At 56.7% G+C, this 12,683-nt stretch carries 10 protein-coding genes; 4 read left to right on the top strand and 6 right to left on the bottom strand.

The features are described from left to right. Nucleotides 1-287: 287 nt before the first annotated feature. The 3 genes from proB to proC are packed head-to-tail and all read left to right on the top strand — an operon-like array spanning nt 288 to nt 3,701. Nucleotides 288-1,391 carry a glutamate 5-kinase gene (gene proB, locus HOP44_RS03310; protein WP_172250516.1) on the top strand — a complete coding sequence of 368 codons (1,104 nt, stop codon included), beginning with the start codon at nt 288-290 and terminating at the stop codon, nt 1,389-1,391. A 59-nt stretch (nt 1,392-1,450) separates the two neighbouring features. Continuing rightward, nucleotides 1,451-2,764, top strand: coding sequence for a glutamate-5-semialdehyde dehydrogenase (locus HOP44_RS03305; protein ID WP_172250514.1), 1,314 nt, complete (start codon nt 1,451-1,453; stop codon nt 2,762-2,764). 58 nt (nt 2,765-2,822) lie between these two features. Then, a complete protein-coding gene (proC, locus tag HOP44_RS03300; RefSeq protein WP_172250512.1) occupies nt 2,823-3,701 on the top strand; it encodes a pyrroline-5-carboxylate reductase in 879 nt (292 codons plus the stop codon). A gap of 156 nt (nt 3,702-3,857) precedes the next feature. On the opposite strand, the gene HOP44_RS03295 is transcribed toward proC, so the two are convergent. The 6 genes from HOP44_RS03295 to HOP44_RS03270 all read right to left on the bottom strand — a co-directional run bounded on the left by HOP44_RS03295 (nt 3,858) and on the right by HOP44_RS03270 (nt 11,552). Then, the gene (locus HOP44_RS03295; RefSeq protein ID WP_172250510.1) at nt 3,858-5,105 is read right to left on the bottom strand and encodes a multi-tm2 domain protein; all 1,248 of its coding nucleotides are present in this window, start codon (nt 5,103-5,105) and stop codon (nt 3,858-3,860) included. Next, nucleotides 5,086-5,559 (bottom strand): hypothetical protein, encoded by a 474-nt coding sequence (locus HOP44_RS03290; RefSeq protein WP_172250508.1) that lies wholly within the window; start codon nt 5,557-5,559, stop codon nt 5,086-5,088. The genes HOP44_RS03295 and HOP44_RS03290 overlap by 20 nt, the downstream gene beginning before the upstream one ends. Continuing rightward, nucleotides 5,556-6,089, bottom strand: a complete 534-nt coding sequence (locus HOP44_RS03285) for an RNA polymerase sigma factor (RefSeq protein WP_172196276.1) — start codon at nt 6,087-6,089, stop codon at nt 5,556-5,558. Before HOP44_RS03285 ends, HOP44_RS03290 begins: the two co-directional genes overlap by 4 nt. A gap of 246 nt (nt 6,090-6,335) precedes the next feature. Further along, nucleotides 6,336-8,009, bottom strand: a complete 1,674-nt coding sequence (locus HOP44_RS03280; protein WP_172250506.1) for a type 2 periplasmic-binding domain-containing protein — start codon at nt 8,007-8,009, stop codon at nt 6,336-6,338. A gap of 111 nt (nt 8,010-8,120) precedes the next feature. Continuing rightward, entirely contained in the window at nt 8,121-9,728 is a 1,608-nt protein-coding gene (locus tag HOP44_RS03275) for a response regulator (RefSeq protein WP_172250504.1), read from the bottom strand. 21 nt (nt 9,729-9,749) lie between these two features. Further along, nucleotides 9,750-11,552, bottom strand: a complete 1,803-nt coding sequence (locus tag HOP44_RS03270) for a sensor histidine kinase (protein WP_246369552.1) — start codon at nt 11,550-11,552, stop codon at nt 9,750-9,752. A 144-nt stretch (nt 11,553-11,696) separates the two neighbouring features. Between HOP44_RS03270 and HOP44_RS03265 the strand changes: the two genes are divergently transcribed. Then, a complete protein-coding gene (locus HOP44_RS03265; protein WP_172250502.1) occupies nt 11,697-12,647 on the top strand; it encodes an ABC transporter permease in 951 nt (316 codons plus the stop codon). Nucleotides 12,648-12,683: the final 36 nt, after the last annotated feature.

The raw sequence follows: 12,683 nt of genomic DNA, 5'->3' as shown, positions 1-12,683 counted from the left end.
ATGCGTTCGGGCGGATCCGGTCCCAAAATTCCAACCTGTCGGTTTCGATTTTCGGCCTCGGCTGCGAGAATTCACGGTCGGACTTTTCCGAATCCTACCTCCGAGCGATCCGGGCCACAAGCCCGGACGGTTCCTTTCCGTTATCGGGGTTCAAGTGGGACGGCTCAGGCCGTCAATCAAGGTGGTACCGCGGAAGCACAGATCCGGCTTTCGTCCTTCGCGCAGCATGAGCTGCGCCTGGACGAAAGCCTTTTTATCGTTCCTGCCCGCAGAAAGAAGGAGAATTCATGCAAAAACGCATCGTAGTCAAAATAGGCAGCAGTTCGCTCACGGGAAGTCAGGGCGGATTGAACGGCGCAGCGGTCGCCTACTTCGCAGGCGAGCTGGCCGGATTGTACCGGCGCGGATTCCAGCCGCTGCTCGTTACGTCCGGTGCGGTCGCAGCCGGATTCCGGGCGATCGGTTATCCGGAGCGGCCGAAGAAACTGCACGAAAAGCAGGCTTCGGCGGCCGTGGGACAAGCGCTGCTGATGCGCGCGTATCAGGAAGCGCTGGCCGAACACGGTCATGTAGCCGCCCAGATTCTGCTGACGCGCACCGACTTTCACAGCCGCAAACGGATCGGCAGCGCCGTTATGACTATCGAAGAACTGCTCGAACGGGGCATTCTGCCGATCTTCAACGAAAACGATACGGTCTCGGTCGACGAACTGAAGTTCGGCGACAATGACACGCTGTCGGCACTCGTCGCCAATCTGGTCAAAGCGGAGCGTCTCGTCATCCTCACCGATACGGACGGGCTGTACAGCGCCGATCCGCGGCATGACCCGGGCGCTCTCAAATACGAGACGATCGGCGATATCAGCGACGAGATTTACCGGATGGCCGGCGGCAGCGGCAGCAGCGTCGGTACCGGAGGCATGAGATCCAAACTCGACGCTGCCCGGATCGCGACCCGCGGCGGCGTGCCGGTGTTCGTCGGACGTGCCGACGAAACCGGCGATCTGGCGGCAGCCGCGGACGGCGGAGGCCGCGGCACCCATTTCACGACGCTGCTGTCCGCCATGTCCGTCAAAAAGCAGTGGCTCGGATATCTGTCCCGGCCGCTGGGCGCCCTGATCGTCGATGCCGGCGCCAAACGCGCGCTAGCCGAAGAAGGCCGAAGCCTCCTGCCGGTCGGGATTACGGCGGTGGAAGGACAATTCCATGCGGGCGATGTTGTTGAAGTTCGCGGACCGGCCGGCGATATCGTGGGCCGCGGCGTCGTCAATTACGATATGGAAGATCTGCGGCGCGTCTGCGGCCTGCCCGGACCCAAAGTCCTCGAAAGGCTGAACGGGCTGCACCGGCTTGAAGCGATTCACCGGGACGAATGGATCTCGCTCGGCTGAGTTCCAAGACGCCACTGGGTCTGCAAAGGCCCCAAAACGAATACCGGGAGGAAACGAAGATGACGAAAACAAACCTAAACGGACCCCAAGGCCGGGCAGGCGGTTCACCGGTCGCCGACGGCGTACAGAGCGAGGTACGCACCAAAGCCGCCGCGGCCGCGGCAGCTGCCCGCCGGATGGCTTCGCTGTCTGCCGAAGAAAAGAACGCGGCTCTGCTGGCGATGGCCGACGCGCTGAATGCGCAGGCCGCTTCTCTGATCGAAGCCAACCGGGAAGACCTGGAACGCGGCCGCGCAGGCGGGACAAGCGAGTCGCTGCTCGACCGGCTGATGCTGAACGAAACCCGGATCGCTTCGATTGCCGACGCGCTCAAGCTGGTCGCCGATCTGCCCGATCCGACCGGTGCCGTGCTGGAGCGGATCGAACGGCCGAACGGACTGCGGATCGAGAAAGTGAGCGTGCCGCTCGGCGTAATCGGCATTGTCTACGAAGCCAGACCGAACGTAACGGTCGACGCGGCCGCGCTCTGCCTCAAGACAGGCAACGCCGTTGTGCTCAGAGGCGGCTCGGCCGCGCTGTCCACCAATCGGCGTATTGCCGAAGTGCTGCGTGCGGCGTTGGCCGAAACGGCGCTTCCGCCGGAAGCCCTGCAGGTGGTCGAAGACGCTTCGCGTTCTTCGGTCGACGAGATGCTCAAGCTGAACGGACTGCTCGATGTCATTATTCCGCGAGGCGGCCGTTCGCTGATCGACAACGTTGTCCGCAACGCGACAGTCCCGGTGATCGAGACCGGCGCCGGCGTCTGCCATACGTATATCGATGCTTCGGCGGATGCGGTTATGGCCGCCGAGATTGCGATTAATGCCAAAGCGCAGCGCCCTTCCGTCTGCAATTCGATGGAGACGCTTATCGTACACGAAGACTTTGCACAGCGCGAACTGCGAACCCTGGCGGATCGCCTGCTCGAACTTAACGTCGAACTTCGGGGCGACCGGCGGACGCTGGACATTATCCCGGAAGCCAAACCGGCTTCGGACGAAGATTACGGCACGGAATACAACGACTATATTCTGAATATCAAGATCGTGAACGGGCTTGAGGAAGCCGCTGCCCATATCGCGCGCTTCGGTACGAAACATTCCGAATGTATCGTGACCGAAAACGAAGCCCATGCTGTCCGCTTCCTGAATGAAGTCGATGCCGCCGCTGTGTACCATAATGCATCCACACGCTTTACCGACGGGTTCGAATTCGGCTTCGGTGCGGAGATCGGTATCAGTACGCAAAAGCTGCATGCCCGCGGACCGATGGGGCTTCCGGCGCTGACTTCGACCAAATACCGCGTCTACGGAACCGGACAGATCCGCACCTGATCGGCTCTGCCCGATCCCTTTTCCCTATTTCCGCCTATCACGAAAGGATGAATCCCTTATGACCCAAACCCGTATGCTGATCGAAGACCGCCTTTGTTTTTTCGGAGCCGGATCGATGGCCGAAGCCGTCGCCCGCGGACTGATTGCCCGGGCGGTTATCGCGCCTTCGCAGATCACGTTTCTGAACCGGAGCGATACGGCCAAGCTTCAACAGCTCGAACAGCGTTACGGCACGCCCGGAACCAATGATCCCGAGGAGAAAGAACGTGTTCTGCGCACCTTCCCCGTCGTCATTCTGGCCATGAAGCCCAAAGACGCCGCCGAAGCGCTGCAGCAGCTCGGCACGCTGATCGGCCCGCATACGCTGGTGGTTTCCATGATCGCGGGTCTGTCGATCGCTACGCTTCGCAGTCTGCTGAATCGGCCGGAGCAGCCTGTCGTCCGTACGATGCCCAATACATCGAGTTCGATCGGCCTGGGCGTGACCGGCGTCAGCTTTTCGGACGGATTGTCCGAAGATCAGCGCCGCACGGCGCGTCTGCTGTTCGAAGCGGTCGGTACGGTCATCGAGACCGAAGAAGACAAGATCGATGCGCTGACCGGTATTTCCGGCAGCGGTCCGGCCTATGTCTACTACATGATGGAAGCGCTGATCGAAGCGGCCGTACTCGGCGGTCTTACCCGCGAACAAGCCCGCGAAATGACCGTACAAACCGTACTCGGCGCTTCCCAAATGGTTCGCCAGACCGGAGAAGAACCGGCCGAACTGCGCCGCAAGGTGACTTCGCCGAACGGGGCGACCCAGGCGGCGATCGCCAAGCTCGACGAAAGCGACTTTTTTGGCGCCGTGATCCGGGCCGCCCAGCGCTGCGCGGAGCGTTCCGCCGAAATGGGACAGGATCTGGAGAACCGGCTTCCCCGCCTCTCCCAAGATTGACCCTTTTGATTCCAAATCAAAAGTCCGCCCGTACAGAGCTTCGGCTCTTATACAGGCGGACTTTTTTTAACGTATTTTGTCCCGTGCGAAAGTTTGAACCCTGGCCTCTTCAAGCCGCGGATTCTTGCCCGGTCAAATCTTGATTCAGGTCTTGATTCAGATCTTGACCCGGCGGCCCGAACTCATCAGCTTGATTCCGCCTCCGATCAACAGCAGCGCCACGACGGTATTGCGGATGTACGGCTCGAAATCGTGCAGGAATCCCAAGGACGGCAGATACAGATCGATAAACGGCATGACGATCGTTTTGAGCACATAATACAGTCCCAGCGCAACCAGTAACACACCCATCCAGCCCCGGTTCGCGTCGAAGTTTTCAAGCAAAGGCTTATCGGCCAGCGGTTCTCTTCCATAGCGTCCGACCTGCTGCAGCGCATCGAAAAATGCGTAGAACCAGATCAGCGGCACCAGGAACAAGAACAGCGACAAACCGAGTACGTCGAGCACATACAAGCTGCCGAAAAACAGAATCATCAGCTGTGCGCCGCGTTTCATCAACCCCAAGTACATATGGGCCGCTCCCGGTACGATCGCCAGCATCAAGCCCATGGTGCGGCTTTTGCCGCTGCCGTCGCGTCCCATGTCCCACCGTTCGATAAGCGAAAAGTCGCGCGGTTCTTCCCCGCGGCTTTTGCGTCCGGCCAGCTGTACCGCATCGAACATCCCGTAAATCCAGATGATCGGAAGCACTCCTAGAAACATCAGGAACGTTTCTTCTCCGGTAAAAGCCGTAAGGAAGATCAGGGCCGTGGTCAGTCCGAAAAAGGCGGTCAGGAACGATACGCCGCGCTGGACCAATCCCATGTAGAGATGGCCGAGTCCCGGTACGAAGCTGAGAATGACGGTACAAAAACGCTGAACGTCGGAAAAATAATCTTTCTCCCGCAGCATCCGTCCGTCTCCGATCGGAGGATAAGGAGCGTAAGGGGCGTAACCCGGCTCTTCGTCGGCTCCGAATCCCGCATGCGCTTCTTCATGGTCCATTCTTGCTCCCGAACCGTGAGGCTCCACGCCGTTGGGATGCGCCGTGTAACCCGGGTGCCACGGTCCGGCAGGCCCATGCCCGTAATACCCCGGCGGCACGTTCGGCTCCGCGGGACGGCTCAGTACCGCTACAAGCATATCGAACATGCTGATACACCAGACGATTACCGTCATCGCGGCACCGACGATCGCCGGCCCTTCGTCATTGGCAAAAGACGTCAGCAGCCCTCCCGCCCCCAGCAGGAAAAAGGGAAGCATAAAATAGATGAAACCTCTTGATTTTTTCCCCCAGTACGCATGGCCAAGTCCGGGTACCAGATTCAGCAGCAGTGCCGCCAATTTACTTCGTTGTCGATTCATGATTGCTTTCCCCTTTCGCTTTGAAGCCGCCCAACCAGGTGGATGCTCCGTCCGTGAGCCGTTGACTGTACGACATTTTGCCCGCTTCGTCCGCCGCTTTTGCCGCCTGCTCGCCGAGCCGATCGAACGTTCCGCTGAACGTAAGCAGCAGCGCGGCGGCAGCGGCAACCGTATACAGTACGATCGGCTCGCTCCATTTGCGGCCGAACCGACCGGTACCCGAAGTGTCGGCAGGTTCCGGAATCAGAGCCATAACCCGTTCGCTGAATGCTTCTTCGTCGGCAAGGCCCGGCAGTTCCCCGCCCACATTCTCGAGCGCCGCCAGATATTGGCCGAAAGCCTGCTCATCACCTTGCAGCAGCAGAGTCTCCAGCCGTTCTCTCATCGGTTCGGCCAGCGTGCCCCGAACATAACGCATCCAGTCTTGCGGTCCGTGTCGTTCGAACTCGTTCATCGCCATTCCTCCTCCTGCCAGTGCTGACGAATCCACATTCGCGCCCGGTACAATTTCGATTCGACGGTCTTGACCGTAACGTCCAATTCCGCCGATATTTGTTCGTAATTTTTGCCTTGAAAATAAAAAGCTTCGATCACATCGCGATGTCCCTGAGGCATTTCTTCCAAACGTCTGCGCATTTCTTCCGACTGTTCCTCGCGCAAAATACGGCTCAGCGGCGCTTCGTCTCCCGATACCACTTTTAGGAGAGCCGGTTCGGAATCGTACAAATCTTCGCGCTGCCGGTTCTGCTTGCGCTTGAAATCGATGGCCTTGTTCATCGCAATACGGGAGATCCAGGTCTTGAACCCTTGGGAACGGTAATCGGGGAGCGATTTATGAATTTGGATAAACACTTCCTGCGCGACGTCTTCGGCATCCTTCTCGCTGCGCAGTACCGAGAAGGCAATACGAAATATAGGCTGCCTGTACGTGTCGACGAGTTCGCGAAAAGCGTCGCGATCGCCGCGCAGAATTCCGCGGATCATTTCCTGTTCGTCAATCGTGCTCTCCCCCTTTCCCGTCCAATAGACGCAGCCGCCAAGGACGTCCCCTGCGCATTTTGCAAATAAATTTCCGGCACTGTGTTCTGCCCGGTCTTTCGCCGTTTTTATTGTACACGCTGCCGCCGCCGAAGCAGACAAAATCGGCCAAAAAAAGACCGGACACCGCAGCGGCGGTATCCGGTCTTTCGATTTCCCTTTTCGTTCGAAGGAAGGTTTCCAGGCTGCGTGTTACTGCGCCGAAGAAACCGATTTGTACCATTCGTTGACTTCCTTGGTGACCTGTTCGCCGCCGTTGGATTTCCAGCTGGCTACGAATTCGTCAAATGCGTCGATCGGAAGTTTGCCGTAAATGATTTTGTTGAACGTCTCCATCTCGGATTGACGCAGCAGATTCCATTTCGAGATCATGGTCGGCGTAGCCGCTCCGGTGAAGTAGTTCTGTTTGCGGACGTCCGCTTGGGACATGACGACTTTTGCCGCGTACCAGTTTTCCGGTTTGCGGAACTCGGCCATTTGTTTCTCGTAAGGCGTTACCGGCTTTTCGCCGTCCGCCAGTTTGACCAGCGTTTGCATGTAAAGATTCGGAATACGGGCCGGACCGGTCAGGAACGGGAACTCGTTGGAGAAATTCGGAATTTTGTCTTTGTTGCTGGTCGGTTTGCCGTCAACGACATCCCAGTCGTATCCTTTGGCAAAACCGTACTCGTAGTCGCTGCCCGCTTTCGGATCCGCGAGATTGTCGAGCAGGTAGTTGTAGTACAGGAAAATGGCTTCCGGATGCGCCGCATCTTTGTTGATCATGATACTTGCATTGACGCCGGAGTTTTGCCATTTGGTTCCGATTTTTCCGTCCGGTCCGGCAGGGACCGGATAGGCTTTATACTTGGATCCCGGCACGGCTTTCAGCAGATCGGGAGCCGGCCAGTCCGGTACCCAGTTCGCGCCGGGCAGAATGCCCGCCGTGCCTTTGGTCCAGCTCTCGGCCGCTTTCGACTCGTCCCACAGCGCGGAGTCGGCGTGGATATACCCTTTGTTCATCCATTCCTGCAGTTTCGCGAGAGCTTCTTTGGAACCCGGGTTGATGGAACCGTATTCCAGGTTGCCGTCCGCGTCTTTGTTCCACTGCTCTTCAATCGTTCCGTAGGCTCCGAACAGCCAGTCGAGCGAGCCCATCCAGGTGTTCGTATTGTTTTTGAGCGAGATTGCCAGCGGGAATACTTTGTCCGGGGACAAGCCGTCCGGGTTCTCGTTTTTGAATTTATCCATGATGACTTCAAGATCGGCGATCGTTTTTGGAGCTTCAAGGTTCAGTTTCTCCATCCAGTCTTCGCGCAGCCACAGCTCGGTATTGTCGTTATCCGTGTATTCGAGGATCGGCATATTGTACTTTTTGCCGTCTTTCGTGAACGGATACCACAGCTCGGGATGTTCGGCCGAGTGATCTTTGAGAATCTTGTTGGCGTACTTGTCGAACAGCTCGTCGATCGGCATGAACTGGCCGGATTCGATCAGTTGGTTCGTCAGAACCGGGTTGGTCGGGACCGGCACGAAATCGGGCAGTTTTTCTCCCGAAGCGACAGCCAGCTGAAGTTTTTGTCTGTACTGGTCGTCATTCGCCGGGTACCAGGTATCTTTGTGTTTGATCCCGAGCGTATCCAGCATCCAGCGATCGTGGACGTTGTTTTCTTTGGTGTCGCCCTGCACATACTTCTTCGGCATCAATACGCTGCTGATCTCGATCGGCGGATCATATTTACCGGCTTTGAACGCGGCTGCCGCCGTCTCCGTTTCGACCGGCGCTCCGTCCTTGGTCTTGCCTCCGTCCGATGCGCCGCTGCAGGCGCTGACTGTGAACAGACTCGCAACAGCAAGAATTTTCCAGGCATTCCGGATTTTTTTCATTGCTTAATCCCCCCCGTTGACTTGTAACCGCTACCTTACATCCGTTACTGTACCAACTTTTACAGGAAGGCATCTATATGAGTTTGTTAGGCCGGATAGGATTTTGTCACGTTATTTGCCGGAGTCCCGATAATCCTGCGGGGTCATGCCGAAATGGCGTTTGAACACTTTGATAAAATACGCGGGGTCCATATAGCCGATCTCCAGCCCGATTTCATACACTTTTTTGTCGGTCGATTTGAGTTTGTAGCAGGCCCGTTCCATCCGCAGATTGGCTACATAATCGCTGATTCCTTCGCCCGTCTCGATCTTGTAGATCTTGGAGAGATGGGTAGGATGCAAATTGACATGATCGGCCAAGGCGCGCAGCGAGACGTCAAGATGCAGGTTTTTGTCGGCAAAAGCCTGCACCTTGCGCACGTACAGCGAACGGCTGTCTTTGACCTCGCTCGATGTGCCTTCCTTGAGCAGACGCAGCGCTTCGAGCGACCACCTGCGCAGACGGGCGATCGAAGCGAATACCTCTCCCCGCTGCAGCGGTTCGATCTCGCTGCCGAGCAGACTTTCCAGCGTATGTCCGCCGCGATGCGCCAGATTGGTATACGAAGACGCAATCAGAAAACCGGCTTCCATACAGTGTTCCCACGATTCCGACCAACTGCTGTCCAGTTCGTCGAAGACCGCCTGCAGTTTCTCCCGGGCTTCGTCCCAGCGTCCGGCTTCAAGCAGGTTCTCGAGCGAAGGCGGCAGGTACAACGAACGGAGCGCGCCCTGCTCCTGCGGTCCTGCCGGTTCGCTGAGGCGCATGACGAATTCCCGTTCGTCTCCGACGATTTGGCGAAAATAAGCGGTTGCCCGCCGGAAAGCGTCCGGCAGTTCTTCCGGAAATTCGAACGAGTCGGTCATGACGATCGACAGCGAGCCTTTGAGAAACTGCTTGACCTTGGACTGAAGCTGAATCGACAGCTTCTCGAGCAGGCCTTCGCGTCCCGCCGGCGCCTCCTCCTTGAACTGGAGCAGGAAAGCCAGATAGCCGTGTTCTTCTTTTACTCCCCAGACTTCCAGAAATTCTCCCATCACTTCTTCGGCCATATTGATAATCGCATATTCGATCAGCGGCTGCCCGTTGTTGCGGTATCGGCCGAATTCTTCTTCCATCCGGACCAGCAGCAGCGCAGACGGCCCTACCGTAAAAGGCAGTCCGTAGTTGTGCAGTTTGCGCTCCCACTCTTCGGCCGGCATCCGCTGTCCGTCCAATGCGTCCAGCAAGAGCTGCCCGCGAAGCAGCGGAAGATTCTCGCGCAGGGCATAATTCGTCCGTTCCAGCGAACTGACCATCTCCCACTCGGCGTTCAGCTGGGAGATGGCCGAACCGACCGCGGCGAGCAGATCCGTATCGCTCGGCGGCTTGAGCAGATAATCGACGGCGTTATGGCGAATCGCCTGTTTGGCATATTCGAAGTCGGAATGACCCGACAGCATGATGCATTTGATTTTCCGGTCCCGTTCGCGGATCTTCCCGATCAATTCGATCCCGTTCATTTCGGGCATCAGAATATCGGAGATGACAATATCGATCGGATGGGTCTCGATCAGTTCCAGCGCTTCGCGCGCGGAATAGGCCCGGTGTACCAGCTCGATCCCGAGCGTGTCCCAGGGTTTGTTCATGGCCAGATTGTCGACCCAGTGAATCTCGTCGTCGACGATCATTAACTGCATAATTATTCTCTCCTTCTTGCTTTAATAGCTTACAGCCGGACGGATCGGATCGGCTTCCTGCTTACCGGGGATCTCCCAGAAAATTTCGGTCCGGAAGCCTCCAGCCGGAGACGGACCGAACCGGAGCCCCGACCGGCTGCCGAATTGATGCACGATTCGCTGATGCGTATTCCAGAGCCCGCAGCCCATCTCTTCCCGCAGTTCTTCGTCCATTTTCCGATTCAGCGCTTCGTACTCTTCGGCTGCCAGTCCCGGTCCGTCGTCATCGATTCGAATCACGCAGAATCCGTCTTCCAAACCGCCCGTAATCCGGATTTCGCCCGACGCATAGGACTTGGCTACTCCGTGAATGACCGCATTTTCGACAATCGGCTGGATCATCAACCTCGGAATCTCCTGCCGCCGCAGCTCTTCCGGAAGATCGATGCCGTAATCGATTCTGCCGTTTCGCAGCTTCTGGATATCGAGATAATTGACGAGCAGACGGACTTCTTCTTCGAGCGGAGCGATTTCTTTTTCCATACGGGTGGTGTAGCGGTAATAGGCACTCAGGTTGAAAGCCATGGAGACCACCGCTTCTTCGTCTTTCATCTGCGCCATATTGATGATGTAGCCCAGACAATTATACAGAAAATGCGGGTTGATCTGGGCCTGAAGCTGTTTGAGCGTCGCTTCCCGGGCCCTGATCTTCTCGTTGAACACATTCTCGATCAGTTCCTGGATCCGCTGCGACATATCGTTGAACCGTTCGAACACGAACGAGAACTCGTTCCGGTTCCGGGCGTGCAGACGAACCGAATAATCGCCGCTTTGCACCCGCAGCAGACCGTTCATCAATTTGCGGATCGGACGCTGCACGTTGCGGTACAGCAGGACGGAAGCCGAGACGCCAAGTACAAACAGCAGTCCGATCGACAGATAGAACAGATTGCGGCTGAACGAGATCGGCCCGAGCACCTGCCCCAGCGGCACGACATCGATCAACTGGCCGTCCAGATGCGCCGAACCGACCGAGCTGACCAGATAATCCTGTCCCCGCAGCTCTACGATCCGCTGGGCGGTACGCTCGAGCGGATGCGTATTCAGATCGGCGATCAAGGCCTCCGACAGCTCCCGGTCCGCACTGCTGTTCAGAATGGGCGCATCCCCTTTGTGATAATAAAAAGGATCGCCTTGGCCGCCCGCTTTGTAGGTATCGAGCATATTGCGGATGTTGTCCGAACTGAAACTTGCTTCCACGACAAGGCTGCTGCCCGTCAGCAGTCCCTGCTGCCCGAGCGAGTCGGTGTAGAACCAATAGAAATAAGGCGGCTGTCCGCTGCCCGCGTCGCCGTAGGTCCATTTTCCGCTCATATTGCGCCGCAGATAATCTTCGCTGTAGTCTCCGGTGCGCGCATAATTCGAGATCACCTGGCGATTCTGCTGCGAATGCAGGGCATAACGGGCCGGCCAGATATCCGTCACTCCGGACTGCAGCCTCATTTTTTCCTGAATGGCGTAACGGGTCTGCATCCGGTCGTACCGGTCCCCCCACACATTCAATCCGTTAAAATCCCGGGCATTCGGATCGCGGGAAAAGGTAAGACTGAAATCCATCATCTGGTTGAGCCTCGAATCGATCTGGCCCGAGAGAAAAGTCAGCTGACGGGCACTGGACGTTTGAAGCTCGCGGCTGACCACGTGAAAAGTCACATCGTTCGAATACGTATAGGCGAGCACGATCGGAAGAAACAAAATCGCAATCAAGCTGTTCATTTTGGCAAACAGACTAAAACGGCCCCGGGGCTTCTCCCGGACGCCCGCTGCTTCGAGTATTTGCTGCATAAAGTACTCCTCCGGATCGTTGTCCCTAATAAAAGCCTATCGATCCTAACATTGTTATATATCGACCCCGACACTTGCTTGATACTATTTATATATAGCAGAGAACGTAGAGACACACCACACATTTGGAAGCGGGGGAAAGCAATGAAAGCGAAGACAAGCGGGCGGACAAAACAGACAGAAGCGCTCGGCGGCAAAAGAAAAAGAGGCCGTAAACAGCCATTGATTCTGCATCTCATGGTGCTTCCGGCAGCCATTATGGTCTTTATTTTTTCGTATATTCCCATGAGCGGTATCGTAATGGCTTTTCAGGATTACAAGCCTGCGCTCGGATTTGCCGAGTCGCCCTGGGTAGGCCTGAAGCATTTCCAGTACATGTGGGAGAATGAATATTTCCTCAAAATCACGGGCAATACGCTCTTTTTCGCCTGTACCAAAATTGTCATGAACCTGATCGTGCCTTTCGTCTTTGCCCTGCTGCTGAACGAAGTCCGGAAAATGGCATTGAAACGGTCGATTCAGACTCTCGTTTATCTGCCTCACTTTCTTTCTTGGGTGACGCTGTCCGGCATTCTGATCGATATGCTCGCGCAGACCGGACTCATCAATCAATTTATCGTCTACCTGTTCGGAACGAAACCGATCTTCTTCCTGGGCGACGGCAACTGGTTCCGCTTCACGATCATCGTCAGCGACGTCTGGAAAGAGTTCGGCTTCAATACGATCATCTTCCTGGCCGCTTTGTCGGGTATCAATCCCGCGCTGTACGAAGCGGCGGAAGTCGACGGGGCGACCCGGTGGAAACAGACGCTGCATATCACGATTCCTTCGCTCGTTCCGATCGCGATCGTCATCGCGACACTTGCGCTGGGCAACGTGCTGAACGCCAACTTCGACCAGATCTTCAACCTGTACAGCCCGCTCATTTACCAACAAGGCGATATCATCGATACATTCGTGTACCGCGAAGGCCTGCTCAGCGGACAATTCAGCTTTGCCACAGCCGTGAACCTTTTCAAGTCGGTCATCAGCTTGATCCTGATCGCCGTCTCGTACCGTCTGGCTTACCGCTTCGCCGGATACCGCATCTTCTAGTACCTTGACCCATCTTAATCAGAAGTTTACGTTATC

The sequence above is a fragment of the Saccharibacillus deserti genome (assembly GCF_013618475.1).
Lineage (GTDB): Bacteria > Bacillota > Bacilli > Paenibacillales > Paenibacillaceae > Saccharibacillus > Saccharibacillus deserti.
The sequence above is the reverse complement of the archived record's forward strand: the minus strand, read 5'-3'. Positions and strand labels throughout refer to the sequence as shown.